The sequence below is a fragment of the Curvibacter lanceolatus ATCC 14669 genome (genome assembly GCF_000381265.1).
Classification (GTDB): Bacteria; Pseudomonadota; Gammaproteobacteria; order Burkholderiales; family Burkholderiaceae_C; genus Curvibacter; species Curvibacter lanceolatus.
Window position 1 is genome coordinate 47,076 of sequence record NZ_KB906264.1, and the last position, 24,962, is coordinate 72,037.

23 protein-coding genes are annotated in these 24,962 nt (G+C 65.6%); 11 read left to right on the plus strand and 12 right to left on the minus strand.

The window, feature by feature from the left end:
• Window positions 1-2: 2 nt before the first annotated feature.
• From F624_RS0119730 to F624_RS0119775, 10 genes are all read right to left on the minus strand, one after another.
• Window positions 3-629, minus strand: coding sequence for a DUF502 domain-containing protein (locus F624_RS0119730; protein WP_027478325.1), 627 nt, complete (start codon window positions 627-629; stop codon window positions 3-5).
• Between the two features lie 8 nt (window positions 630-637).
• Window positions 638-1,003: an FmdB family zinc ribbon protein gene (locus tag F624_RS0119735; protein ID WP_019576073.1), complete on the minus strand. Its 366-nt coding sequence runs from the start codon at window positions 1,001-1,003 to the stop codon at window positions 638-640.
• A 98-nt stretch (window positions 1,004-1,101) separates the two neighbouring features.
• A complete protein-coding gene (locus F624_RS0119740) occupies window positions 1,102-2,556 on the minus strand; it encodes a high affinity choline transporter 1 (RefSeq protein ID WP_019576074.1) in 1,455 nt (484 codons plus the stop codon).
• A gap of 60 nt (window positions 2,557-2,616) precedes the next feature.
• Complete coding sequence (ubiB, locus tag F624_RS0119745) at window positions 2,617-4,182, minus strand: ubiquinone biosynthesis regulatory protein kinase UbiB (RefSeq protein ID WP_019576075.1); 1,566 nt, start codon at window positions 4,180-4,182, stop codon at window positions 2,617-2,619.
• Window positions 4,179-4,733, minus strand: a complete 555-nt coding sequence (locus F624_RS0119750; RefSeq protein WP_019576076.1) for a ubiquinone biosynthesis accessory factor UbiJ — start codon at window positions 4,731-4,733, stop codon at window positions 4,179-4,181. The genes ubiB and F624_RS0119750 overlap by 4 nt, the downstream gene beginning before the upstream one ends.
• A gap of 71 nt (window positions 4,734-4,804) precedes the next feature.
• Window positions 4,805-5,812: a Tim44 domain-containing protein gene (locus F624_RS0119755; RefSeq protein ID WP_019576077.1), complete on the minus strand. Its 1,008-nt coding sequence runs from the start codon at window positions 5,810-5,812 to the stop codon at window positions 4,805-4,807.
• 65 nt (window positions 5,813-5,877) lie between these two features.
• Window positions 5,878-6,609: a bifunctional demethylmenaquinone methyltransferase/2-methoxy-6-polyprenyl-1,4-benzoquinol methylase UbiE gene (ubiE, locus tag F624_RS0119760; protein ID WP_019576078.1), complete on the minus strand. Its 732-nt coding sequence runs from the start codon at window positions 6,607-6,609 to the stop codon at window positions 5,878-5,880.
• Window positions 6,610-6,692: 83 nt separating this feature from the next.
• Window positions 6,693-7,106, minus strand: a complete 414-nt coding sequence (locus tag F624_RS0119765; RefSeq protein ID WP_019576079.1) for a gamma-butyrobetaine hydroxylase family protein — start codon at window positions 7,104-7,106, stop codon at window positions 6,693-6,695.
• A 160-nt stretch (window positions 7,107-7,266) separates the two neighbouring features.
• Window positions 7,267-8,253: a Bug family tripartite tricarboxylate transporter substrate binding protein gene (locus tag F624_RS0119770; protein ID WP_019576080.1), complete on the minus strand. Its 987-nt coding sequence runs from the start codon at window positions 8,251-8,253 to the stop codon at window positions 7,267-7,269.
• A gap of 31 nt (window positions 8,254-8,284) precedes the next feature.
• Window positions 8,285-12,169, minus strand: a complete 3,885-nt coding sequence (locus tag F624_RS0119775; protein WP_031255629.1) for a DUF3683 domain-containing protein — start codon at window positions 12,167-12,169, stop codon at window positions 8,285-8,287.
• 441 nt (window positions 12,170-12,610) lie between these two features.
• On the opposite strand from F624_RS0119775, the gene ugpB reads away from it, so the two are divergent.
• From ugpB to ugpQ, 5 genes are all read left to right on the plus strand, one after another.
• Entirely contained in the window at window positions 12,611-13,918 is a 1,308-nt protein-coding gene (gene ugpB, locus F624_RS0119780) for a sn-glycerol-3-phosphate ABC transporter substrate-binding protein UgpB (RefSeq protein ID WP_019576082.1), read from the plus strand.
• A 145-nt stretch (window positions 13,919-14,063) separates the two neighbouring features.
• On the plus strand, window positions 14,064-14,945 hold the full coding sequence (gene ugpA, locus F624_RS0119785; RefSeq protein ID WP_027478336.1) for a sn-glycerol-3-phosphate ABC transporter permease UgpA: 882 nt from the start codon (window positions 14,064-14,066) through the stop codon (window positions 14,943-14,945).
• A gap of 48 nt (window positions 14,946-14,993) precedes the next feature.
• A complete protein-coding gene (gene ugpE / locus F624_RS0119790; RefSeq protein WP_019576084.1) occupies window positions 14,994-15,842 on the plus strand; it encodes a sn-glycerol-3-phosphate ABC transporter permease UgpE in 849 nt (282 codons plus the stop codon).
• Between the two features lie 12 nt (window positions 15,843-15,854).
• Entirely contained in the window at window positions 15,855-16,859 is a 1,005-nt protein-coding gene (ugpC, locus tag F624_RS0119795) for a sn-glycerol-3-phosphate ABC transporter ATP-binding protein UgpC (protein WP_019576085.1), read from the plus strand.
• Window positions 16,860-16,884: 25 nt separating this feature from the next.
• Window positions 16,885-17,634 carry a glycerophosphodiester phosphodiesterase gene (gene ugpQ / locus F624_RS0119800; RefSeq protein WP_019576086.1) on the plus strand — a complete coding sequence of 250 codons (750 nt, stop codon included), beginning with the start codon at window positions 16,885-16,887 and terminating at the stop codon, window positions 17,632-17,634.
• A 69-nt stretch (window positions 17,635-17,703) separates the two neighbouring features.
• Here ugpQ and F624_RS0119805 read toward each other — a convergent pair whose 3' ends face one another.
• Window positions 17,704-18,111, minus strand: a complete 408-nt coding sequence (locus F624_RS0119805; protein WP_157443534.1) for a hypothetical protein — start codon at window positions 18,109-18,111, stop codon at window positions 17,704-17,706.
• Between F624_RS0119805 and hemA the strand changes: the two genes are divergently transcribed.
• The 6 genes from hemA (at window position 18,093) to paeA (ending at window position 24,291) form a co-directional block, all read left to right on the plus strand.
• Window positions 18,093-19,367, plus strand: coding sequence for a glutamyl-tRNA reductase (gene hemA / locus F624_RS0119810; RefSeq protein WP_031255633.1), 1,275 nt, complete (start codon window positions 18,093-18,095; stop codon window positions 19,365-19,367). The genes F624_RS0119805 and hemA overlap by 19 nt on opposite strands.
• A gap of 119 nt (window positions 19,368-19,486) precedes the next feature.
• Entirely contained in the window at window positions 19,487-20,572 is a 1,086-nt protein-coding gene (gene prfA, locus F624_RS0119815; protein ID WP_019576089.1) for a peptide chain release factor 1, read from the plus strand.
• Window positions 20,569-21,414 carry a peptide chain release factor N(5)-glutamine methyltransferase gene (gene prmC / locus F624_RS0119820; RefSeq protein ID WP_019576090.1) on the plus strand — a complete coding sequence of 282 codons (846 nt, stop codon included), beginning with the start codon at window positions 20,569-20,571 and terminating at the stop codon, window positions 21,412-21,414. Before prfA ends, prmC begins: the two co-directional genes overlap by 4 nt.
• 49 nt (window positions 21,415-21,463) lie before the next feature.
• Complete coding sequence (gene grxD / locus F624_RS0119825; protein ID WP_019576091.1) at window positions 21,464-21,790, plus strand: Grx4 family monothiol glutaredoxin; 327 nt, start codon at window positions 21,464-21,466, stop codon at window positions 21,788-21,790.
• Between the two features lie 130 nt (window positions 21,791-21,920).
• Complete coding sequence (locus F624_RS0119830; RefSeq protein ID WP_019576092.1) at window positions 21,921-22,916, plus strand: AAA family ATPase; 996 nt, start codon at window positions 21,921-21,923, stop codon at window positions 22,914-22,916.
• Between the two features lie 73 nt (window positions 22,917-22,989).
• Window positions 22,990-24,291 (plus strand): polyamine export protein PaeA, encoded by a 1,302-nt coding sequence (paeA, locus tag F624_RS0119835; RefSeq protein ID WP_019576093.1) that lies wholly within the window; start codon window positions 22,990-22,992, stop codon window positions 24,289-24,291.
• 24 nt (window positions 24,292-24,315) lie between these two features.
• Here paeA and F624_RS0119840 read toward each other — a convergent pair whose 3' ends face one another.
• Window positions 24,316-24,960, minus strand: coding sequence for a lytic transglycosylase domain-containing protein (locus tag F624_RS0119840; RefSeq protein ID WP_019576094.1), 645 nt, complete (start codon window positions 24,958-24,960; stop codon window positions 24,316-24,318).
• Between the last annotated feature and the right edge of the window lie 2 nt (window positions 24,961-24,962).

A 24,962-nucleotide genomic window follows, 5' to 3' on the forward strand; every position in this document is an offset into this window, starting at 1 on the left:
CATTACTGAGAAGATTGAGAGAGGATGGCCGGGCCCGCAGGAGCGACCACGCCCATGGAAACGATGTACTTGAGCGCCTCGTCCACGCTCATGTCGAGTTCGATGCAATCACTGCGTCGCAACATGACGAAATAGCCCCCGGTGGGGTTGGGCGTGGTGGGCACGTAGACGCTGAGAAAGTCGTCCTTGAGGTAGGTGAGCACGTCACCACCCGGGGTCCCCGTGACGAACGCCACGGTCCAGACGCCATCGCGCGGCCACTGGATCAGCACCGCCTTGCGGAACGCGTTGCCGCTTTCCGAGAACAGCGTGTCCGAGACCTGCTTGACGCTGGAATAGATCGAGCGCACCACCGGGATGCGGTGCACGATGGCATCGCCCAGCTTGACGAGCTTGCGACCCAGAAAATTGCTGGCGACGGCACCGACCACCAGCAAAATGAGCAGCGTGAGCACCACCCCGAAGCCCGGGATGTGGAAACCCAGCAACTCGTCCGGCCGCCATTTCTGGGGCAGGATGAGCAGGGTCTGGTCCAGGGTGCCGATGATCCAGTCGAGCACCCAGATGGTGATGGCCACCGGCACGATGACCAGCAGACCCGCGAACAACCATTTGCGCATGGCAGCCATGGGGGTGGTCATCCGTGACAGGCGCAACCGCCACCGCACGAGCCACCCGAGGCGGTGGGGGCGGAGTCGGCCTTGGCCGTGCTGGACGACGACGACTCGGCCGGCGCGCTGGAGGAACCGGTGTCAGCGCCCGCTGCGGGGGCGGTGGCCGGGGCACTGGTGCCTGCGCTGGCACCATTTGCGCCGCTGTTGCCGCCCCGGAAATCGGTCACATACCAGCCCGAGCCTTTAAGCTGGAAACCGGCCGCGGTGATCTGTTTGCGGAAGGCCGAGGCATGGCAGGCGGGGCATTCCGTCAGCGGGGCGTCGGAGATTTTTTGCAAGACGTCTTTGCTGTGCCCGCAGGACTCGCATTTGTAGGCGTAGATTGGCATGGCTTTCTGAGCTTGGAAGGGGGTTGCAAAACCCTCAATTATAGGCGGGCGGTCATTCTGCAAGAGCCGCCCGGTGGATGAACACAGGTGCCCTGGCCTCAAAGCCCCGGCAAGACATGGTGCGAGGCGCGGCTGTTGCGGATGCCCTGCGGCCCCAGCGAGCCGATCAGCATGCCCAGCAGTGCCGCCACAAAGCCGGCCAGTTGGGCCGGCACCTCTTCACCGGCGGAGGTCACGATGAACATCAGCCAGCACAAAATACCCAGCACGATCGAGAACAAGGCGCCCTGGGTGGTGGCCCGCTTCCAGTACAGGCCGGCCGTCAGGGGCACGATGGCCCCCACCAGCGTGACCTGGTAGGCGCCCGACACCATTTCATAGATGGGCTTGTCCTTGGACAGGATGGCATAGGTGCACACGAAGACGCTGAAGATCAGCACCGTGATGCGCATGGTGCGCAGCTCCTGCTGGTCGCTCTGGCGCGGAAAGAACTGGCGCCAGATGTTCTCCACAAAGGTCACCGACGGCGCCAGCAAGGTGGCCGAGGCCGTGCTCTTGATGGCTGACAGCAGTGCACCGAAAAACAGCACCTGCATCACAAAGGGCATGTGGGTGCGCACCAGGGTGGGCAGGATCATCTGACTGTCCACCTTGCGGCCGGTGGACAGAAGCTGCTCGGTGGTCTCGGGCATGATGATCAAGGCGCTGGTGACCAGGAACATGGGCACGAAAGCAAACAGGATGTAGCAGATGCCGCCGATCACCGGGCCCCGGGTGGCGGCGCGCTCGTCCTTGGCCGACATCACCCGCTGGAACACGTCCTGCTGCGGGATCGAGCCCAGCATCATGGTCATGCCCGCGCCGATGAAGAACAGGATGTCCTTGAACTGCATGGGCGGCCAGAAGGCGAACAGGTCTTTTTCCTGGGCATAGGCCAGTACCTTGTCCACCCCACCCGCCTGTTGCCCGGCAAACACGGCCAGGATCAGCAGGCCGCAGACCAGAATGATCATCTGGATGAAATCGGTCACCGCCACCGACCACATGCCGCCGAACAAGGTGTAGGCCAGGATGGAGGCCGTGCCGATCAGCATGCCCGCCGGCTGCGAGATGGCGCCTTCGGACAGCACGTTGAAGACCAGCCCCAGCGCCGTGACCTGGGCTGCCACCCAACCCAGGTAGCTGATGAGGATGATCAGCGAACACAGGATCTCGATCACCCGGCCATAACGTTCACGGTAGTAATCGCTGATGGTGAGCAGCGACATCTTGTACAGCCGCGCCGAGAAGAACAGCCCGACCAGGATCAGGCAGAAGCCCGCCCCAAACGGGTCTTCGACCACGCCATGCAGGCCTTCCTTGATGAAGGTGGCCGGAATGCCCATCACCGTTTCCGACCCGAACCAGGTGGCAAAGGTGGTGGTCACGATCATGAACAAGGGCAGATGGCGCCCGGCGATCGCGAAATCGGCGGTGTTTTTCACCCGCTTGGCCGCCCACAGGCCGATGGCGATGGTGACGAGCAAGTAGATGATGACCAGGGTCAGCAGCACGGAAACCTCCAGGAAGACGGCGGATTATCCCGAAATCGGGCCCAGGCGGGCTGCTGGCCGTCAGAACAGGCGGATTCTGATCACCAGTTGCAACACCAGCAGACCCAATACAAATCCCATGCCACCGTAGACGATGGACTGCAGCAGGCGGTTGGTGCGCCGCTGCTCGGCCAGCAGCAGGGCCAACTCCTTCTTATGCCCGGACGGCCCCTGCTCCAGGTAACCGGCCAGCAGGCGAGGCAGCTCGGGCAGCAGCTTGGCGTAGCGCGGAAACTCATCGCGCAGCTGCTTGAACAGGCGCTGTGGGCCCACTTGGTCGAGCATCCACTTCTCCAGGAAGGGCTTAGCCGTGCTCCAGAGGTCCAACTCGGGGTCCAGTTGCCGGCCCAGGCCCTCGATGTTGAGCAGGGTCTTCTGCAACAACACCAGCTGGGGCTGGATTTCGACCTGGAAGCGGCGCGAGGTCTGGAACAGGCGCATCAGCACCATGCCCAGCGAGATTTCCTTGAGCGGACGGTCGAAATAGGGCTCGCACACACTGCGGATGGCGGCCTCCAGCTCGTCCACCCGGGTTTCCGGGGGCACCCAGCCGCTTTCGATGTGCAGCTCGGCCACCCGTTTGTAGTCGCGACGGAAAAAGGCCGTGAAATTCTGCGCCAGGTATTCCTTGTCGTACTCGGTCAGGGTGCCGACGATGCCGAAGTCCAGCGAGATGTAGCGCCCGAAGGTGCCGGGCGCCAGGCTGACCTGGATGTTGCCCGGGTGCATGTCGGCGTGGAAGAAGCCATCGCGGAACACCTGGGTGAAGAAGATGGTGACGCCATCGCGCGCCAACTGGGGAATGTTGACCCCGGCGTCGCGCAGGCGCTCGAGCTGGCTGATGGGCACGCCCTTCATGCGCTCCATGACCATCACCTCGGGGTGGCAGAAGTCCCAGAACACCTCGGGGATCAGCACCAGATCCAGCCCGCTCATGTTGCGCCGCAACTGGGCGGCATTGGAGGCCTCGCGCACCAGGTCCAGTTCGTCGTGCAGGTATTTGTCGAACTCGGCCACCACTTCGCGCGGTTTGAGGCGCTTGCCATCCGAACTCAGGCCCTCAACCCAGCCGGCCATCATGCGCATCAGGGCCAGGTCCTTGTCGATCACGGGCAGCATGCCGGGGCGCAGCACCTTGATCGCCACCTCACGCTCCACCCCGGCGGCCGTGCGCACCACGCCGAAGTGCACCTGGGCAATCGAGGCGCTGGCCACGGGCTCGCGGTCAAAAGCCAGAAACACCTCGTCCACCGGACGACGGAAGGCCCTCTCGATGGTGGCGACGGCCACGTCGGAGCTGAACGGAGGCACCCGGTCCTGCAGATGGGCCAGCTCTTCGGCAATGTCAGGGGGCAGCAGGTCGCGCCGGGTGGACAGCACCTGGCCGAACTTCACGAAGATGGGGCCCAGTTGCTCCAGCGCCTCACGCAGGCGCTGCCCGCGCGGTGCATCCAGCGTGCGGCCGATGGTGATGATGCGCGCCAGGCGGGTCATCCAGGGCCTGCCGAAATGGGTCAGCACCATCTCGTCGAGGCCATAGCGCAAGACCACCCAGAGGATGTAGCACCCTCGCAACAGACGGCTCATAGACCGTCCTTGTCACGCACGATGGAGGTGGCGGGGAAGCGGGTCACAAAATCCTTCAGACCGCGCGCCAGGTTTTTGACCGCCTGCACAACCGTGTGGGCCGGGCCGTCGCCCACCACGCGGGCCAGGTCTTCTTCGAGATCCCAGCGCACGTGATCGACGATCCAGTTGATTTCGGCGGCAAATTGCACATCGCCCTCGATGCGCACCGGCGGCTTCTCGCCCGCCACGACCGCCTGCACCAGGGAGGTGGGCGAGCTTTCGGTGACGGCCAGGTGCAAGTCGGAGTTCGCACCCGGCTCGGCCAGGTCGATCAGCCCTGCCGGGGTGATGATCAGTTTGATGTCAAAGAGGCGCCATTGCACGCTGGCCACGCGGCCCTTCTGGCGCGCAAGCCGGGCCATGGCCTCGGGCTCTTGCATCAACACGTGGTTGATGAGCAGCACACCACGGTGCTGCAACTCGCTCACCAGCCAGGCAGGTGGCTGGAAGGTGCTGGTGACGCGGTCAAACAGTTGATCGATCAGAGAGAAAGGGGATGCTTGGGCCATAGCCGGCGATTATTCCCCGAAAGTGAGGCGCCAGCCCGATGACCCTGCACAGGCCCGGGCAGGCGGCGTGTTTATTGCAGCGCCTGCACGCCGGCCACCAGCCAGCCCGCACTGCCGTCCTTGGGCTTGGTCATGTTCCAGACCTCACGGAACGGATTGGGGCCCGCCGAGGGCTCCTCGCGGATCATGCCGGAGAACTCGACGCTGGCCATGTAGCCCTCGCCCAGGTCTTCGATGCCCAGCAGCTGCGCCTCGATCATGACCACGTCGGTCTTGTTCTGCTGCCCCGGGCGGTGGGCTTCGCGCTCGTTGAGCTGCACACGGATCTCGTCGAGCATGCCGTCGGTCATCATGGCGCGCAGGGTCGGGATGTCGGAACGGTCCCAGGCGGCCTGCAGGGCCACGAAGTTGCGCTTGGCCGCGCCAAGGAAACCCTCGGTGTCGAAACCGGCCGGAATGCCCCAGCTCTGGCTGCCGCCCAGCGCCGTGCCGATCATGGCACCGCCAGACTGGCGGCCCGCGGCCTCGGGGCCGAACTGGCTTTGGCGCTCCCAGGGGCGAGCCGAGGCGTCGTTGCCGACGTGATCGGGGCTGTACTGGCGCAGGGCCGGTGCGGCGGCGGGCGAACCCGCGCCCTGGAACGCGTAGGGGCCGGAGGCCGCAGCGACACCCCGGCGGCTGCGCATGAACCAGCCGATCACGGCCATGGCCACCATGGCCAACAGGGCCACCATGAGGATCTGGCCAAAGGCCTCACCAAAGCCCAGCGAGTGCGCCAGCCAGGCCAAGCCCAGGCCGGCCGCCAGGCCACCCAGCATGGCGCCCCAGGGGCGGCGCGGAGCCTGGGCAGCGGCCGGGGCAGGTGCAGGTGCGGGTTTGGCCACGGAGGACGCGGCGCCAGCCGGGGCCACCGATGGCGAAGCGGGCGTTGCCGGAGCGGGCGAAGCCCCCTCACGCTGAGTCACATTCGAGGATTGACGCCCGATCGATTGGCCGCCACCCAGCCTGCGTGCGGCCTCGGCCTCCTGGCCAGCCATCACCAGTGCCAGCGCCAGCACCACGGACCAAAGCTTCATCATGTCATCTCCATCTTCTCGTTCAGTGGGGGCAAGCCCCGTTCATTCGCTTGGGACGCGCACGCCCCTCAACACTTGATGCCGACGTGCAGAGCCACCACCCCACCGGTGAGGTTGTGGTAATCCACATGACCGAAACCCGCCTGCTTCATCAGGGCCTTGAGCTCTTCCTGCCCAGGGTGCATGCGGATCGATTCGGCCAGGTAGCGGTAGCTTTCGGCATCGCCGGCCACCATCTGCCCCAGCCGGGGAAGGATCTTGAAAGAATACCAGTCGTAGGGCTTGGCCAGCGGCGCTGCCACCTTGGAGAACTCGAGCACCAACAGCTTGCCGCGCGGCTTGAGCACGCGGTTCATCTCGGCCAGGGCCTGGTCCTTGTGGGTCATGTTGCGCAGGCCGAAGGCCACGCTGACCACATCGAAGTGGTTGTCGGGGAAAGGCAGCTTTTCGGCATCGCACACCAGGGTGGGCAGCACCACGCCGGCATCGAGCAGGCGGTTGCGCCCGGTGCGCAGCATGGCCTCGTTGATGTCGGTGTGCACCACCCGCCCCGTGCGGCCCACCTTCTTGGAAAAGGCCATCGCCAGGTCGCCGGTGCCACCGGCGATGTCGAGCACCTGATCACCTTCGTGCAGGTTGGCCACCATGACGGTGTAGGCCTTCCAGGCCCGGTGCAGGCCCAGGGACATCAGGTCGTTCATGATGTCGTAGCGTGACGCGACCGAGTCAAAGACCCCGCGGACCTTGCGAGCCTTCTCCTGCTCGTCCACCGACTGAAAACCGAAATGTGTCGTGCTCATGGCTGAATGCTATACGTTAGTGCCTCTGTCACCGGCGACAACCCCGCTTGCGGCAGGGTGGGGCCCGGTTCGGGCGGAGTGGTTCAGTGGCTGGAGCAGCCATGCCCGCCCTTGACGGGCATCGGGTCATCGCGGCCGCGGCCGGCCGCCTGCAGGCGGGCCTCGTACTCGGCCCAGAGTTCGGCCTGGCGGCTGCCCAGCGAATAGAGATAGTCCCAGGTGAAGATGCCGCTCTCATGGCCATCGGTGAACAAGGGCTTGACGGCATAGTTGCCCACCGGCTCCAGGCCCAGCAGGCCCACCTCACGCTTGCCGGTCTGCAGGGTTTCCTGGCCCGGGCCGTGGCCCTGAACTTCGGCCGAGGGCGAATAGACGCGCATCAATTCGAAGGGCAGGCGGAACACGGCGCCATCCGAGAATGCCACTTCCAGCACGCGCGACTGCCCGTGCACCGTGAGCGCCGTGGGGGTCGGGGCGCCTGCCGTGAGTCCTGCCATGAAAATCGTCCTGCCTTGCTTGAGGGTGAAAGCGCCCGGAGCGCTGCATCGCGCATTGTCCCACCACCCGCAGGAAGCCTGCGACAAGAAGGGGCAAATCAGCAAGGCCTGGGGGACTCAAACCTGACGCGTGTCAAGTCTGTGCCCCAGCACAAAGCATTTACTGAGGTTGGAAACCGCTGGATTTGATGATGCGCGCCCAGGTCTGGGCGTAGCTGCGCTCGCGCGCTGCCAGTTGCGCCCCGGTGGAGTAACCCACGCTCAGGCCCATGGCGGTCAGGCGTTCGTGCACATCGGGCTGGGCCAGCACCTTGGCCAGGGCCGCAGAAAACGGGTCCAGCGAGGCCTTGGGCGTGCCGGCCACGGTAAAGATGCCGTAGTAAGGCACGTCTTCGAAACCAGCCAGTCCCAGCTCGGCAAAGCTGGGCACATCGGGCAGGGCCGCCTGGCGCTTGTCGCCCAGCACCGCCACCACGCGCAGCTTGCCGGCCCGGTGGTTCTCGATGAAATCGGGCACCGAAGCCACGCCGGCACCGATCTGGTTGCCCAGCATGTCGGCCAGCATGGGGGCGCTGCCCCGGTAGGGCACCGAGACCAGGTCCAGCTTGTTCTTCTCGCCAATCACCTTGACCAGGAATTCCGGCACCGAGGCCGGCGCCGGCACCCCGACGTTGCCCTTGCCGCCCGCCGCTTGCACTGCCGCGACATAGTCCTTGAACGACTTGGCCGGTGTGCCGCTGGACACCGCAAAGGCATTGACGAAGGTGGCCAGACCGCCCACCGCCACGAAATCGTGCGCCGGGTCGAAGCCCGGGTTCTTCACCACCAGGGGCAGGATGGAGATGGTGTGGTCATGGCTCAGGAAATAGGTGCTGCCATCGGGCGGCGAGGCCTTGAGGGCCTGGGCCGCCACCTGCCCGCCCGCGCCGGGGCGGTTGTCCACCACCACCGGCACGCCCAGCTCGTCCTTGAGTTTGTCGGCCAGGGTGCGGGCGATCACGTCGGTGCCGCCGCCGGCCGGAAAACCCACCAGCAAACGGATGGGCTTGGCGGTCTGCGCACCCACCAGGCCCGCGGCCGTGAGGGTGGCGGCAGCCACCAGGCCGCGCAGGGTGTTGACCATCAGGGCTCGGCGAACGATCGACATGAAAGGCTCCACAACAAAGTTGACGATGAAATCAGACCAGCACGCGCTCGATGCCACCGGCGTTGGCGGCAGACACATACTGCGGCAGCCAGTCGGCCCCCAGGATCTGCTGCGCCATCTCGACCACGATGTAGTCGGCCTCAAGCAGGCCGTTGTTCAGGTCGTCGCCATAGCGGGTCAGGCCCTGCAGGCAACTCGGGCAGCTGGTGAGGATCTTGACATTGTCCTTCGGCCCCACGGCACCCGAGGCACGCAGCTCGGCCTCACCCTTGCGGATTTCTTCTTCCTTGCGGAAGCGCACCTGGGTGGAGATGTCGGGCCGGGTCACGCCCAGCGTGCCCGACTCGCCACAGCAGCGCTCGCTCTTGAGCACCTGGTCGCCGATCAGGGCCTTGACGGTCTTCATCGGGTCCTGCAGCTTCATGGGCGTGTGGCAGGGGTCGTGGTACAGGTAGCCTGCGCCACCGCCCGAGGTGTCGAGCGTGATGCCCTTCTCCAGCAGGTACTCGTGGATGTCGATGATGCGGCAGCCCGGGAAGATCTTCTCGAACTCATAGCCCTGCAGCTGGTCGTAGCAGGTGCCGCAGCTCACCACCACGGTCTTGATGTCGAGGTAGTTGAGCGTGTTGGCCACGCGGTGGAACAACACCCGGTTGTCGGTGATGATCTTCTCCGCCTTGTCGAACTGGCCGCTGCCACGCTGCGGGTAGCCACAGCACAGGTAGCCCGGCGGCAGCACGGTCTGCACCCCGGCATGCCACAGCATGGCCTGGGTGGCCAGGCCCACCTGGCTGAACAGGCGCTCCGAACCGCAGCCCGGGAAATAGAACACGGCCTCGCTGTCCGCCGTGGTCGCCTGCGGGTTGCGGATGATGGGCACGTAGTCCTTGTCCTCGATGTCGAGCAGCGCGCGGGCCGTCTTCTTGGGCAGGTTGCCCGGCATCTTCTTGTTGATGAAGTGGATGATCTGCTCCTTGATCGGAGCCGCACCCACCGTGGCCGGCGGCGCACCGGTCTGCTTGCGCGCCATGCCCTTGAGCAAATCATTGGCCAGGCGCTGCGCCTTCATGCCCACGCCCACCATGGCCGAGCGGGCCAGCTTGATGGTCTCGGGGTTGGTGGCGTTGAGCATGAACATGGCCGCGGCATTACCGGGGCGGAAGCTCTTCTGCCCCATCTTGCGCAACAGGTTGCGCATGTTCATGGTGACGTCGCCGAAGTCGATCTTCACCGGGCATGGGCTGAGGCACTTGTGGCACACCGTGCAGTGGTCGGCCACGTCTTCAAACTCCTGCCAGTGCTTGATCGACACACCGCGGCGGGTCTGTTCCTCGTACAGGAAGGCCTCGACCAGCAGCGAGGTGGCCAGGATCTTGTTGCGCGGGCTGTACAGCAGGTTGGCGCGCGGCACATGGGTGGCGCACACGGGCTTGCACTTGCCGCAACGCAGGCAGTCCTTGACCGAATCGGCGATGGCGCCGATGTCGCTTTGCTGCATGATCAGCGACTCATGGCCCATCAGGCCGAAGCTCGGCGTGTAGGCATTGGTCAGGTCGGCGTGCAGGGTCTCAGGGGTGCCGGCCGGGGCGCGCAGCAGCTTGCCCTTGTTGAAGCGGCCCTCGGGGTCCACCTTTTGCTTGTATTCGGTGAACGGACGCAGTTCGGCGTCGCTCAGGAATTCGAGCTTGGTGATGCCGATGCCGTGCTCACCCGAGATCACGCCGTCCAGGCTGCGTGCCAGCACCATGATGCGGGCCACGGCCTCGTGGGCGGTCTGCAGCATCTCGTAGTTGTCGCTGTTGACCGGGATGTTGGTGTGCACATTGCCGTCGCCGGCGTGCATGTGCAGCGCCACCCAGACACGGCCCTTGAGCACGCTTTGGTGGAGGGTGTTGACTTCGTCCAGGATGGGCTTGAAGGCCGCCCCCGTGAAAATGCCCTGCAGCGGGCTGCGGATCTGCGTCTTCCAGCTGGCGCGCAGGCTGTGGTCCTGCAGTTGCGGGAACAGCGTGTCGACGTTGTTGAGCCAGCCCGCCCACAGGTCGCGGGTTTCCTGCAGCACGGCAATGGCCTGGCCCACGCGCTGTTCGAGCAGTTCGGGCGAGGGCATTTCGCTGGCGTCATCGGCCTTGCCCAGGGGCAGCTTGCCCTGTTTGAAGAAGGTCTCCAGCTCGTGGCACAGCTTGAGCTTGTTGCGCAGCGACAGCTCGATGTTGATGCGTTCGATGCCGTCGGTGTATTCGGCCATGCGCGGCAGCGGGATCACCACGTCTTCATTGATCTTGAAGGCGTTGGTGTGGCGGCTGATGGCGGCCGTCTTTTTGCGGTCGGCCCAGAACTTCTTGCGGGCGTCGGCGCTGATGGCAATGAAGCCCTCGCCGTTGCGTGAGTTGGCGATGCGCACCACTTCGGAGGTGATGCGGGCCACGTCGTCGGCGTTGTCGCCCGCGATGTCACCGATCAGCACCATCTTGGGCAGGCCGCCGTTGCCCTTCTTGCTCTTGGTGGCGTAACCCACCGCCTTCAGGTAGCGGTCGTCCAGGTGCTCCAGGCCGGCCAGCAAGACGCCGCTGCGCTTTTGCTCGGCGAACATGAAGTCCTTGATCTCGACGATGCTGGGTACGGCATCCTTGGCATTGCCGAAGAACTCCAGGCACACCGTGCGGGTGTGCTCGGGCATGCGGTGCACCACCCAGCGTGCGCTGGTGATCAGGCCGTCGCAGCCCTCTTTCTGGATGCCTGGCAGGCCCGCCAGGAACTTGTCGGTCACGTCCTTGCCCAGGCCTTCCTTGCGGAAGGTCTTGCCCGGAATGGCCAGGCGCTCGGTGCGCACCGGGGTCTTGCCATCGGCTTCGAAGTACTTCAGCTCGAAGGTGGCGACCTCGGCATCGTGGATCTTGCCCAGGTTGTGGTCCAGGCGCGTCACCTCCAGCCATTGGGCGTCGGGGGTGACCATGCGCCAGCTGGCCAGGTTGTCCAGGGCCGTGCCCCACAGCACGGCCTTCTTGCCGCCCGCGTTCATGGCGATGTTGCCGCCGATGCACGAGGCCTCGGCCGAGGTGGGGTCGACCGCGAAGACGAAACCGCCCCGCTCGGCGGCGTCGGCCACGCGCTGTGTCACCACACCGGCTTCGGTCCAGATGGTGGCCACCGGCTCGGCGATGCCGGGCAGTTGCACCTTCTCGACCTCGGTCATGGCTTCGAGCTTTTCGGTGTTGATGACCACGCTCTTCCAGGTCAGCGGGATGGCGCCGCCCGTGTAGCCGGTGCCGCCCCCACGCGGGATGATGGTCAGGCCCAGCTCGATGCAGGCGCGCACCAGGGCGGCCATTTCAGCCTCCGAATCGGGGGTCAGCACCACAAAGGGGTACTCGACACGCCAGTCGGTGGCGTCGGTGACGTGGGCCACGCGCGACAGACCATCAAATTTGATGTTGTCCTTGGCCGTGACCTTGCGCAGGCGCTTGCTGACCTGGGCGCGCAGGGTGGCGGCCTCCTGGAAAGCCGCGTCAAAGGCCTTCACGGCCTTTTCGGCCATGCCCAGCACCTCGCCCACCAGGGCGTCGCGGGCGGCGTCGTCACCGGGGGTGCGGCGGCGCTCGATCTCGCCCAGGCGGTGGCGCAGAGCCTCCACCAGCAGGCCGCGGCGCTTGGGGTTGTCCAGCAGGTCGTCCTGCAGATAGGGGTTGCGCTGCACCACCCAGATGTCGCCCAACACTTCATACAGCATGCGGGCAGAACGGCCGGTCTGGCGCTCGCCGCGCAGCTGGCTCAGCAGATCCCAGGCCCGCGAGCCCAGCAGTCGGATGACGATTTCCCGGTCGGAAAACGAGGTGTAGTTGTACGGAATTTCGCGCAGTCGGGCAGGCTCTGCGGCCTGCGACAAGATGGCGGCCAACGCGGTGGGTGCATTCATGGAGTAAACCTGGGGGGTGGGCATGGACATGCCCATGGACCTTGGGGCCCGGATTTTACGGTACCGGGAAGAATGGCTCGGATGGAAGGCCGGAAAGCCCGCCTCCAACACGGCCGGGGCGTCAAAGCCAGCGCCGGGATCGCCAGGACGGCACCCGCACCGACGCCATGGCCCGGGAGGGCGGTTGAAGCAGGTCGGAGAAAAGCAGGGGCATGTGGATCATGGCGGGCATCAGGGTCAGGCGGGGCCTGATTCAGAACTGTTGCAATGCACAATTTAACGCATCCACCCATTCCTTGACGAGCCTCAGGGTTATCCGGAAATGCGGGGGGACAGGGAATCCCCCGATGGAGCGATTGCTACACGTATGACACAACCGACTTCCTTTTGTCACACCACGCGATTAGCATCCGCGCTTTTCGTACCCCCGCAGGAGATTGCATGAAATTCCGCAACCTGGCCCTCGTGGCCGCGCTGGCCACCGTGATCGGTGCACCCGCCCAGGCCCAGACCGAGATTCAGTGGTGGCACTCGATGGATGGCGCCCTCAACGACTGGGTGAACGACTTGGCCAAGCAGTACAACGAAAGCCAGAGCGAGTACAAGGTGGTGCCCACCTACAAGGGCGAGTACGACCAATCGATGGCCGCCGGTATCGCGGCCTTCCGCGCCGGCAATGCCCCCGACATCCTGCAGGTGTTCGAAGTGGGCACGGCCACCATGATGTACGCCAAGGGCGCCGTCAAGCCGGTGGCCGAGGTGATGAAGGAGGGCGGCGTCAAGTTCGACCCCAAGGCCTACATCCCGGCCGTGGCAGGCTATTACACGGCCCCCAACGGCCAGATGATGTCGCTGCCCTTCAACAGCTCGACCACCGTGTTCTATTACAACAAGGACGCTTTCAAGACGGCCGGCCTGGACCCTGAAAAAGCCCCGGTGACCTGGCCCGATGTGGTCTCGGTTGCCGCCAAGCTCAAGGCCAGCGGCAGCAAGTGCCCCTTCACCACCTCGTGGATGACCTGGGCCCAGTTGGAAAGCTTCTCGACCTGGCACAACACCAGCTACGCCAGCAAGGGCAACGGCTTTGGCGGCCTGGATGCGCGCTTGGAATTCAACTCGCCCCTGCATGTGCGCCACTTCGAGAACCTGGGCAACATGGCCAAACAGGGCCTGTTCGTCTACAAGGGCCGTGCCAGCAAGGCCATCACCTCGTTCACCTCGGGCGAATGCGCAATGTTCGTGGGTTCGTCGGGCAGCTACGCCAGCATCCAGCGCGACTCCAAGTTCAAGTTCGCCGAGTCCACCCTGCCCTACTACCCCGATGTGCCGGGCGCACCGCAGAACACCATTGTGGGCGGCGCCAGCCTGTGGGTGTTGTCCGGCAAGCCGGCGGCCCATTACAAGGGCGTGGCCTCGTTCTTCAACTTCCTGTCCAAGCCTGAAGTGCAGGCCGCCAGCCACCAGCGCACCGGCTACCTGCCCATCACCACCGCGGCTTTCGAGCTGACCGAGAAGTCGGGCTTCTACAAGAAGAACCCCGGCACCGACGTGGCCGTGAACCAGATGATCCGCAAGACCACCGACAAGTCGCGTGGCGTGCGCCTGGGCAACTTCGTGCAGATCCGCGCCATCCTGGACGAGGAAACCGAACAGATCTGGACCGGCAAGAAGACGGCCAAGGAAGCCCTGGACACCGCTGTGACCCGTGGCAACGAACTGCTGGCCAAGTTCCAGGCCGCCAACAAATAAGCTGCTCAGGCGACAAGAAGGCCCGTCAGGCTGCGTTATGCTGCCTGCCCTCGCAAAACGTGCCCGCCCCCACGGGGGCTGCACGCCACTCGACAGCCCGCCCGCCACCCGCAGGCGGGCTGTTTGACTCACCAGGGCACCCTCCATGGAAAAAAGAGTTTTATTCAGGTCAGGCTGGCTGCCTTGGGCGCTGCTGGCCCCCCAGTTGATCATCGTCGGCGTGTTCTTCTTCTGGCCCGCAGGCCAGGCCCTGATCCAGTCGTTGCAGCAGCAGGACGCCTTCGGCACCACCGTGACCTGGGTCGGGCTGGACAACTTCCGCACGCTGTGGGCCGATGCCACCTATGTGGAGTCGTTCGAGACCACGCTCATCTTCTCGGTGCTGGTGACCGTGCTGGGCCTGAGCCTGGCCCTGCTGCTGGCGGTGTTCGCCGACCGCATCACGCGCGGCGCCACGTTCTACAAGACCGTGCTGATCCTGCCCTACGCCGTGGCGCCCGTGGTGTCGGGCCTGCTGTGGTCGTTCATGTTCTCGACCTCGATCGGGGTGGTGAGCTACGGCCTGCACCAGATCGGTTTTGAATGGAACCACCTGCTCAACAGCCAGCACGCCATGGCCCTGGTGGTGATGGCCTCGGTCTGGAAACAGATCTCTTACAACTTTCTGTTCTTCCTGGCCGGGCTCAGCGCCATCCCCAAGTCGCTGATCGAGGCTGCGGCCATCGATGGCGCAGGGCCGTGGCGGCGCTTCTGGAGCATCCAGTTTCCGCTGCTGTCGCCCACCACCTTCTTCCTGGGCGTGATCAACATGGTCTACGCCTTCTTTGACACCTTTGCCATCATCGACGCCACCACCCAGGGCGGGCCGGGCAAAGCCACCTCGACCCTGGTGTACCGGGTGTACTTCGACGGCTTCCGCGGCATGGACTTCGGCGGCTCGGCCGCCCAGTCGGTGGTGCTGATGGTGATCGTGGTGGCCCTGACCGTGGTGCAGTTCCGCTATGTCGAAAAGAAGGTGCAGTACTGATGAAACCCACCCGCCCTGCCCTTTTCGCCCAGCCTGGAGGCCGCCATCATGGTTGAACGCAATCCGGCCCTGAATGTGCTGGCCCACCTGGTGATGATCGTCGGCGTGCTGATCGTCGCCTTTCCGATCTACCTGGCCTTTGTGGCCTCCACCCACACCGCGCCCGAGATCATGCAGGCCCCCATGCCGCTGTGGCCGGGGCATAACTTCTGGGCCAGTTACGAGGCCGCGCTGCGCGGCTCGGGCCGCATCAGCGCCACGCCCCCGGTGGCCCGCATGATGTGGGTGAGCCTGGTGGTCACCATGATCATCACCGTGGGCAAGATCAGCATCTCGCTGCTGTCGGCTTTTGCCGTGGTGTATTTCCGCTTTCCGCTGCGCAACCTGTGCTTCTGGCTGATCTTCATCACCCTGATGCTGCCGGTGGAAGTACGCATCGGCCCCACCTACCAGGTGGTGGCGGATCTGGGCATGATCAACACCTATGCCGGCATGTCGGTGCCGCTGATTGCCTCGGCCACGGCCACGTTTTTGTTCCGGCAGTTCTTCCTGACCGTGCCGGACGAGCTGGTCGAGGCCGCCCGCATCGATGGCGCCGGCCCGATGCGCTTCTTCAAGGACATCCTGGTGCCCCTGTCGGCCACCAGCATTGCCGCGCTGTTCGTGATCCAGTTCATCTACGGCTGGAACCAGTACCTGTGGCCCCTGATCGCGGCCACCAGCGAAGACATGTACCCCGTGGTGGTCGGCATCAAGCAGATGATCGGCGCGGGTGAATCCCCCGTGGACTGGAACGTGGTCATGGCCACGGCCGTGCTGGCCATGCTGCCGCCCGCTGTGGTGGTGGTTCTGATGCAGAAATGGTTCGTCAAGGGCCTGGTTGATACCGAGAAATAAGAGAGCAACACGATGGCTTCCATTTCACTCCGCAACGTCGTCAAACGCTACGGCCACGGCCCCAAGGCCAACCCCGTGATCCATGGCGTGAACGCCGAGATCGCCGACGGCGAGTTCATCGTCATCGTCGGGCCTTCGGGCTGCGGCAAATCCACCCTGCTGCGCATGGTGGCCGGGCTGGAGGAAATCAGCGGTGGCGAGATCGCCATCGGCGCCCGGGTGGTCAACCAGCTGGAACCGGCCGAGCGCGACATCGCCATGGTGTTCCAGAACTACGCGCTGTACCCGCACATGAGCGTGTTCGACAACATGGCCTACGGCCTGAAGATCGCCAAGGTGCCCGTGGCCGAGATCAAGCAGCGCGTGGACAAGGCCGCCGGCATTCTGGAGCTGGGCCACCTGCTGCAGCGCAAGCCGCGAGAGCTGTCGGGCGGCCAGCGCCAGCGCGTGGCCATGGGCCGGGCCATCGTGCGCCAGCCGCAGGTCTTTCTGTTCGACGAGCCGCTGTCCAACCTGGACGCCAAGCTGCGCAGCCAGACCCGCCTCGAAATCCAGAAGCTGCACCGCGAACTGGGCATCACCTCGCTGTTCGTGACCCACGATCAGGTCGAGGCCATGACGCTGGCCCAGCGCATGATCGTGATGAACGCCGGCGTGATGGAACAGTTCGGCACGCCCGAGGAGATGTACCACCGCCCGGCCTCCACCTTTGTGGCCAGCTTCATCGGCTCGCCCTCCATGAACCTGCTCAAGCACGCGCCCGGCACCCGCGAAGGCGTGATCACCGGCATCCGCCCCGAGCACCTGGACGTGCGCGCCGAGGGCTGGGCCGTGACGGTCGAGACCACCGAGCTGCTGGGCGCCGAACGGCTGATCTACGGGCGTCTGGGTGCCGAGGGGCTGATCGTGCGCGTCGAGGAAAACGCGGCGGTGCCCGCGCCGGGCAGCGTGATCCACGTGAGCCCACGCGCAGACCGCATCCACCATTTCGACGCGGCCACCGGCAAACGCGTCTGAGCCCCACTTCCGACTTCGCTCCACCATGAACCCCAGCCTTCCCCACTGGCCCTACCCGCGCTGGATTGCCCACCGTGGCGCCGGCAAGCTGGCCCCTGAAAACACCCTGGCCGCCTTCCGGCATGGTGCGAGCTTCGGCTACACCATGTTCGAGTGCGATGTGAAGCTGAGCGCCGACGGCGTGCCGTTTCTGCTGCACGACGCCTCGCTGCAGCGCACCACCAACAGCCGTGGCATCGCCGGCGACCTGAGCTATGGCGAACTGGCCCAGCTGGATGCCGGCAGCTGGCATTCGCGCACCTATGCGGGCGAAGTCATCCCGAGCTTCGAGAATGTGGCGCGCTACTGCCTGCACAACGGCTTCTTTCTGAACATTGAGATCAAGCCCACCCCCGACACCGAACGGGCCACGGGCGAGATCGTGGCCGCCTATGCCTCGCACCTGTGGGCCTCGGCCTCGGTGCCACCGCTGCTCACCTCGTTCAAGATCGAGGCCCTGGAAGGGGCCGCCGAGGCCGCCCCGCACCTGCCCCGCGGGCTGCTGGCCGACACGCTGTTCCGCGGCTGGCTGGAAAAAGCCGTGGAACTGGGCTGTGTGGCCGTGGTGCTGAACCACGCCCTGTGGGATGCCGACACCGTGGCCAAGGCCCAGGCCGCCGGCCTGCGCACGCTGAGCTACACCGTGAATGACGAATGGGCCGCACAACGGCTGATCGAACTGGGCACCGACGGCATCATCACCGACCGGGTGGACCTGTTCAGCCCGCAGGGCTGAGGCCAAGCCGGAAGGCCCGACCAGGGCCTCTGGGCTTCAATTGACCGACATCAAGAAAACCCGTTTTCCTCAGCGGCGCCAGGCGCCCTGCAAAAACCACTGGCTGGTGGCCACCGCCAGCACCAGCAGGCCATAGCCCGCCACCTTGCCATCTCGCCCCAAAATCAGCACGGCCAGCATCAGAGCCAGCACACCAACAGCAAAATTGATAGCAAGCTTCCAATGCCAGGCAAGGCGCAAGGGGCTTGCACCGCCCAGAATCGGCCCCGCCAGAGTGAGCAGCACCGAGACACAAAGTGCCGGTGCAACAAAGTTGGCAAGGTGAAGAAACAACTCGATAGGGCCCATGTTGGATAGCGTTTGAGGCCAGGCAGCGGGGTACCCAGTGCAATGGCGGCCATAGGAAAGGGCAAAGATAGCGTGCCCGCCTGGACCTCGATCAATTTTATAATCACGCCATGGCAGCAGTCTGGGCATTGGGTATCAACCACACGACGGCACCGCTCGATCTGCGCGGTCGCTTTGCCTTTGCCGTCGATCAGATGGCCCCCACGCTGCACGGCCTGCGTGAATCCTTTGGCACCCAGCGTCACCCTGATGTCGAGGCCGCCATCATCTCCACCTGCAACCGCACCGAGATCTACTGCGCCGGCGACCAGCAGGCGCTGGACCACACCCTGGGCTGGCTGGCCCAGACCGGCGGCGTGAACCCGTCCGTGCTGCGCTCCCACGCCTACCTGTTGCAACACGACGAAGTGGCCCGCCATGCCTTCCGCGTGGCCAGCGGCCTGGACTCGATGGTGCTGGGCGAGGCCCAGATCCTGGGCCAGATGAAAGACGCCGTGCGCGCCGCCGAAAGCGCCGGCGCCCTGGGCACCACCCTGAACCAGCTGTTCCAGCGCAGTTTTGCCGTGGCCAAAGAGGTGCGCAGTTCGACCGAGATCGGCGCCCACTCCATCAGCATGGCCGCCGCCGCCGTGCGCCTGGCCGGCCAGCTGTTTGAAGACCTCAGCAAGATCCGCATCCTGTTTGTGGGCGCCGGCGAGATGATCGAACTGGCGGCCACCCACTTCGCAGCCCGCAACCCCAAGGCCATTGCCATTGCCAACCGCACCCTGGAGCGTGGCGAAAAGCTGGCCGGTCGGTTTGGCGGCGAGGTGATGCGCCTGGCCGACCTGCCCAGCCGCCTGCACGAATTCGACGCCGTGATCAGCTGCACGGCCAGCACCCTGCCCCTGATCGGCCTGGGTGCGGTGGAGCGCGCCCTCAAGCAACGCCGCCACCGCCCCATGTTCATGGTCGATCTGGCGGTGCCCCGCGACATCGAGCCTGAGGTCAAGGCCCTGGAGGACGTCTACCTCTACACCGTGGACGATCTGGCCACCGTGGTGCAGACCGGCCAGGCCAACCGGCAGGCTGCCGTGGCCCAGGCCGAAGCCATCATCGACGCCGGCGTGCAGAGCTTTCTGCACTGGATGGACCAGCGCGGCACCGTGCCCCTGATCCGACAGCTCAACAGCCAGGCCGAGGCCTGGCGCGAAGCCGAACTGGCGCGTGCCCGCAAGCTGCTGGCGCGCGGCGAAGATGTCGAGGCCGTGTTGCAGGCCATGGCCAAGGGTCTGACGCAGAAGATGCTGCACGGCGCCATGGCCGAGCTGCACACGGGCGATGCCCCGTCGCGCGAACGCGCCAGCCAGGCCATCCAGCACTTCTTTCTGCGCAAAGACCGTTAGCGACGCGGGTGTGGCCGGGCCACTGCGCCCAGCCTGCTTGCCCCTGCACCTGACCGGGTGCAGCCCTTCTCCAGCCTGCCGCCTCTGATGCATCAGCCTGCGGCCTTGCAAAGTGCCCCATGAAAGACTTCCTACGCCAGCAACTTGAACGCTATGTCGCGCGCCTTGAGGAGCTCGACTTTCTGCTGTCGCGCGAAGACATCATGGGCGACATGGCGCAGTACCGCACGCTGTCGCGCGAGCACGCCGAAGTGACCCAGGTGGCCGGGCGCTACCAGCGCTATCGGCAATGCGAATCCGACCTGGAAACCGCCCGCGAGATGCTGGCCGACCCGGACATGGCCGACATGGCCCGCGAAGAGATCGCCAGCGCCAGCGAGGAACTGCTCAAGCTGGAGAGCGAGCTGCAACGCCTGTTGCTGCCCAAAGACCCCGATGACGCCCGCCACGCCTTTCTGGAAGTGCGCGCCGGCACGGGCGGGGATGAATCGGCCCTGTTCGCCGGCGATCTGGCCCGCATGTACACCCGCTACGCCGAGCGCGCCGGCTGGCGCACCGAGATCGTCAGCGCCAGCGAAAGCGAACTGGGAGGCTACAAGGAAGTGGTGTTGCGCCTGGAGGGTGAGCAGGTCTATGGCGCGCTGAAGTTCGAATCGGGCGGCCACCGCGTGCAGCGGGTGCCCGCCACCGAGACCCAGGGTCGCATCCACACCAGCGCCTGCACCGTAGCCGTGCTGCCGGAGCCCGACGAAGCCCAGGCGGTGCAGATCAACCCCGCTGACCTGCGCATCGACACCTACCGCGCCAGCGGGGCCGGCGGCCAGCACATCAACAAGACCGACTCGGCCGTGCGCATCACCCACCTGCCCACCGGCATCGTCGCCGAGTGCCAGGACGACCGCAGCCAGCACCGCAACAAGGCCAAGGCGCTGCAGGTGCTGTCGGCCCGCATCCAGGAAAAGGAGCGCAGCGCGCGCGCCGCCAAGGACGCCGCCCTGCGCAAGGGCCTGATCGGCAGCGGCGACCGCAGCGACCGCATCCGCACCTACAACTTTCCGCAGGGCCGCCTGACCGACCACCGCATCAACCTCACGCTGTACAAGCTGGGCGCCATCATGGAAGGTGACCTGGCCGACGTGCTGGAGGCGCTGCGCGCCGCCCATGAGGCCGAACAGCTGGCCGAACTGGAAGTGGGCTTGTCGTGAGCGCGCCGACCACCCTGGCCACCGCCTTGCGCGAGGCCCAGGCCCAGGGCCTGCCCCGGCTGGAAGCCCAGATGCTGGTGCTGCTGGCCGTGGCCCGGGCCCCGCATGACCGCGCCTGGCTGATGGCCCACGACACCGATGCGCTGACGGCGCCCCAGCAAGCCCATCTGGCCAGCCTGGTGGCCCGCCGGCTGGCGGGCGAGCCCATGGCCTACCTGACCGGCCGGCACGAGTTCTATGGCCTGGACCTGGCCGTGGACGCCCGGGTGCTGGACCCGCGCAACGACACCGAGACCCTGGTCGACTGGGGCCTGGAAGTGATCACCCCCCTGCCCCGCCCCCGGGTGGCCGACCTGGGCACCGGCAGCGGCGCCATCGCGCTGGCCGTGGCCAGTCAGCGCCGCGATGCCGAGGTGAGCGCCGTGGACGCCAGCGCCGACGCCCTGGCCGTGGCCCAGGGCAATGCCGAGCGCCTGGGGCTGGCCGTGCGCTTTCTGCAGGGCGACTGGTGCGCCCCGCTGGCGGGCGAGGCGCCCTTTGCCTTGCTGCTGTCCAACCCGCCCTACATCGCCGACCACGACCCCCACCTGCCGGCCCTGCGTCACGAGCCCTTGCAGGCCCTGGTGAGCGGGCCCGACGGCCTGGATGACCTGCGCCGCATCATCGCCCAGGCCCCGGCGCATTTGCTGGCCGGCGGCTGGTTGCTGCTGGAGCATGGCTGGGACCAGGCGGCCCCGGTGCGCGAACTGCTGCAAGCCCAGGGCTTCGAGCAGGTGCAAAGCCGCAAAGACCTCGCCGGCATTGAGCGTTGCTCCGGCGGACTCTGGCCAGGGCTGAGATAATCGCCCCATCGCCGGCTGCGCGCCGGGCCCAGCCCCAAGAGGAAACTTCATGAGCAACACCCAACAACGCATCGATGACCTGGTCAAGAACAGCCCCGTGCTGCTGTTCATGAAAGGCACTGCCAGCTTTCCCCAATGCGGCTTCTCCGGCCGTGCCGTCCAGATCCTCAAGGCCTGTGGCGTCGACCCCAAGAGCCTGAAGACCGTGAACGTGCTGGAAGACCCGGAGATCCGTCAGGGCATCAAGGAATACAGCCAGTGGCCCACCATCCCGCAGCTGTACGTGAAGGGTGAGTTCATCGGGGGCTCGGACATCATGATGGAGATGTACGAATCGGGCGAGCTGCAACAGGTGCTGGGCGGCCAGCCCGGCTGAGCCCGCGACGCACTCCCCGAAAAAGCCACTGCCTGCAGTGGCTTTTCTGCATCTGGGCCGGGCGTGTGCGCTTGAGGCCGGGCATGGCTTGTGCTTGAATCAAAGCGTGTGTCCTGATCTGGAGAGCGTCATGGAATCCCGCAGCCTTGTCCCCCATTCGACCACGTTCCAACTGCCCATTGCCCAGATGCGCAGCGTGTTCGAGCCCGCTGAAGTGGAACGCAAGCTGGCCAAACTCAGCGAGCGCGAACATGAATCCTTGCGCAGCACCTACCAGCGCATGCTGGAGCGCGGCCCCGATCGCTTCGAGGTGCGGCCCTGCGGTGTGCCCGAGATGGCGCCTCTTTATGAGGCCTTGCCCAACTTCACCGAGGTGCTGGATGACGTCAAACGCCACCTGGCCCTGTCTCAAGACAGCCGCGACGGCCTGGAGGTGACCCCCATGCTGCTGCTGGGGGCCCCGGGCATCGGCAAAACCCATTTCGCCCGCCAACTGGCCGAACTGCTGGGCACGGGCATGTCGCTGGTGCCGATGAGTTCGATGACCGCCGGTTGGCTGCTCTCGGGCGCCTCGTCCCAATGGAAGGGGGCCCGGCCTGGCAAGGTGTTTGAAGCCCTGGTGGAGGGTCAGTACGCCAACCCGGTCATCGTCGTCGACGAGATCGACAAGGCCAGCGCTGATGCGCAATACGACCCCCTGGGGGCGCTCTACAGCCTGCTCGAACACGACACGGCCGGTAGTTTTGTGGACGAATTTGCCGAGGTGTCGATCGATGCCAGCCGCGTGGTCTGGATCACCACCGCCAACGATGAGCGCGGCATTCCCGAGCCCATTCTCAACCGCATGAATGTGTTCGAGATCGAGCCGCCGACGCTGGAGCAGGCGCGAGAGATCGCCCGCCGGCTGTACCTGTCGATCCGCGGCAGCCACGACTGGGGCCGGCGCTTCGCCGACGAGGCCCCGGCCTCGGTGCTCGATGTGTTGGCCGAACTGGCCCCGCGGGAGATGCGACGCGCCCTGATGACGGGCTTTGGCAACGCCCGCCTGGATGGGCGCGACGAGTTGCAGGTGGATGACTTGCCACGCGGCGGCTCTCAGCGGCTTCGCATGGGCTTTGTCCAGTGAGGCAGGCGGCCGCGCTGCGCACGGCCGCTAAACTGGAGGCACGGCGGTCACCGACCGCTGCAAAGCCTTTTCCATGACCCAGAGCCAAAGTCTGCTGCTCATCCTGGCCTTGATCGCTGCCAGTGCCTTTTTCTCGATCGCCGAAATCTCGCTGGCGGCCTCCCGCCGTCTGCGCCTGCGTCAGATGGCCGATGCGGGTGACCTGCGCGCCGAACAGGTGCTGCGCCTGCAGGACCATCCCGGCCCCTATTTCACACTCGTCCAGATCGGTCTGAACGCGATCGCCATCTTGGGGGGCGTGGTCGGTGAAGGGGCCTTGAGTCCCTTCTTCAGTGAGGCGCTGACCCTTTGGCTGCCGGGGGAAACGGCCTCCAGTCTCGGCGCCGTGCTGTCCTTCGTCGTGGTCATCGCCCTGTTCATCGTCTTCGCCGACCTGCTGCCCAAGCGCCTGGGCATGAACGAGCCCGAGCAAGTGGCGGTTCGACTGGTCGCGCCCATGCAGGGCCTGATGACCCTGCTCAAGCCGCTGGTCTGGCTGCTCAGCCGCATCACCGATCGCCTGTTCTCGTTGCTGGGCCTGCCGGCGGCCCGGGACGAGCGCGTCACGCCGGCGGACATCCTGGCCATGACCGAGGCCAGCGCACGCTCAGGCCTGTTGGCCGAGCGTGAACACCAGATGATCACCAATGTGTTCGAACTCGACAGCCGCAGCGTCACCAGCACCATGACGCCGCGGGAGCGCATGGCCTGGTTCAGGGTGGACGACCCGGAGCCGGTGATCCGGGCTCGCATCCTGGCCCAGCCGTTTTCAAGCTACCCGGTCTGTCAGGGGGGGCTGGAGCAGGTGCTGGGCTACGTCGACGCCAAGGACCTGTTCCAGCGTGTGCTCAACGGCCTGCCACTTGACCTGTCCAGCGAGGGGCTGTTGCGCAAGATCCTGGTGGTGCCCGACCGGCTCAGCCTGGGCGAAGTCCTGGCCTTGTTCCGGGAGGCCCACGAAGACTTTGCGGTGATCGTGAACGAGTACAGCGTGGTGATGGGGCTGGTGACCCTCAACGACATGATGAGCACGGTGATGGGCGATCTGGTGGACCAGCAGGATGAAGACCTGATCGTGCAGCGCGATGAGAACTCCTGGCTGATCGACGGCATGACGCCGATCGCCGACGTACAGAGGGCACTTGAGCTGGACAGCCTGCCCCACGCCGACCAGTACGACACTCTGGCGGGCTTTCTGATGGAGATGCTGCGGCGCATTCCCAAGCGCACCGATGCCGTGATTTGGGAGGGCTTTCGCTTTGAGGTGATGGATGTGGACAGCTACCGCATTGATCAGGTGATGGTCACGCGCCTGCCCCCCGTGGGGCCGGCATGAGTCAGTGCCGGCGCTACGCGCCCCTCAGGCCTGGGCGGGCGACTTGACGGGGTCGGCGAACACCCAGTGGCGCTGGGCCCCGAACACGGCATCGGGGTACTGCGGCTTGCCGCGGCTGCCGTTGTAGCGGCCCAGGGCCATGTAGAGATCGCCCCGCTCACGGTCCAGGTAATGGCGCAGGATCACGCAGCCAAAGCGCAGGTTGGTCTGCAGATGGAACAGCTTGCCCGGGTCACCATCGCCGATCACACGGGTCCAGAAAGGCATCACCTGCATGTAGCCACGGGCCCCCACAGGCGACACGGCAAATTTGCGGAAGTTGCTCTCCACCTCGATCAGGCCCAGCACCAGGGAGGTGTCCAGGCCGGCCCGACGGCTTTCGTACCAGACCGTCTGCAGGAACTCCTTGCGCACCAGCCACTCCGGTTTGCGGCGCCAGAGGCGGTCGCTCATGGCCGCCAGCCAGCGCAGGTAGACCAGGCGACCATCGGTATCGACGAACTCAGGCACGGGCGGTGCCTGCTGGGCCACCGCCGAACTCAAGGCCGTGCGCACGGAGTCAATCAGGGGCTCTTCCGCCTGGGCTCCGGCACGCGCCGATTCAGACCACAAGAACAGAGAAGGCCCGGCGGCCAGGGCGGCCAGGCTTTTTCGCCTTGAAATCAACATGC

Coding starts and splice junctions, on each gene's coding strand:
- F624_RS0119730 (WP_027478325.1), bottom strand. CDS start 629: ATGGCTGCCATGCGCAAATGGTTGTTCGCGGGTCTGCTGGTCATCGTG.
- F624_RS0119735 (WP_019576073.1), bottom strand. CDS start 1,003: ATGCCAATCTACGCCTACAAATGCGAGTCCTGCGGGCACAGCAAAGAC.
- ubiB (WP_019576075.1), bottom strand. CDS start 4,182: ATGAGCCGTCTGTTGCGAGGGTGCTACATCCTCTGGGTGGTCTTGCGC.
- F624_RS0119750 (WP_019576076.1), bottom strand. CDS start 4,733: ATGGCCCAAGCATCCCCTTTCTCTCTGATCGATCAACTGTTTGACCGC.
- F624_RS0119755 (WP_019576077.1), bottom strand. CDS start 5,812: ATGATGAAGCTTTGGTCCGTGGTGCTGGCGCTGGCACTGGTGATGGCT.
- ubiE (WP_019576078.1), bottom strand. CDS start 6,609: ATGAGCACGACACATTTCGGTTTTCAGTCGGTGGACGAGCAGGAGAAG.
- F624_RS0119765 (WP_019576079.1), bottom strand. CDS start 7,106: ATGGCAGGACTCACGGCAGGCGCCCCGACCCCCACGGCGCTCACGGTG.
- F624_RS0119770 (WP_019576080.1), bottom strand. CDS start 8,253: ATGTCGATCGTTCGCCGAGCCCTGATGGTCAACACCCTGCGCGGCCTG.
- F624_RS0119775 (WP_031255629.1), bottom strand. CDS start 12,169: ATGAATGCACCCACCGCGTTGGCCGCCATCTTGTCGCAGGCCGCAGAG.
- ugpB (WP_019576082.1), top strand. CDS start 12,611: ATGAAATTCCGCAACCTGGCCCTCGTGGCCGCGCTGGCCACCGTGATC.
- ugpA (WP_027478336.1), top strand. CDS start 14,064: ATGGAAAAAAGAGTTTTATTCAGGTCAGGCTGGCTGCCTTGGGCGCTG.
- ugpE (WP_019576084.1), top strand. CDS start 14,994: ATGGTTGAACGCAATCCGGCCCTGAATGTGCTGGCCCACCTGGTGATG.
- ugpC (WP_019576085.1), top strand. CDS start 15,855: ATGGCTTCCATTTCACTCCGCAACGTCGTCAAACGCTACGGCCACGGC.
- ugpQ (WP_019576086.1), top strand. CDS start 16,885: ATGAACCCCAGCCTTCCCCACTGGCCCTACCCGCGCTGGATTGCCCAC.
- hemA (WP_031255633.1), top strand. CDS start 18,093: ATGGCAGCAGTCTGGGCATTGGGTATCAACCACACGACGGCACCGCTC.
- F624_RS0119805 (WP_157443534.1), bottom strand. CDS start 18,111: ATGCCCAGACTGCTGCCATGGCGTGATTATAAAATTGATCGAGGTCCA.
- prfA (WP_019576089.1), top strand. CDS start 19,487: ATGAAAGACTTCCTACGCCAGCAACTTGAACGCTATGTCGCGCGCCTT.
- grxD (WP_019576091.1), top strand. CDS start 21,464: ATGAGCAACACCCAACAACGCATCGATGACCTGGTCAAGAACAGCCCC.
- F624_RS0119830 (WP_019576092.1), top strand. CDS start 21,921: ATGGAATCCCGCAGCCTTGTCCCCCATTCGACCACGTTCCAACTGCCC.
- paeA (WP_019576093.1), top strand. CDS start 22,990: ATGACCCAGAGCCAAAGTCTGCTGCTCATCCTGGCCTTGATCGCTGCC.
- F624_RS0119840 (WP_019576094.1), bottom strand. CDS start 24,960: ATGTTGATTTCAAGGCGAAAAAGCCTGGCCGCCCTGGCCGCCGGGCCT.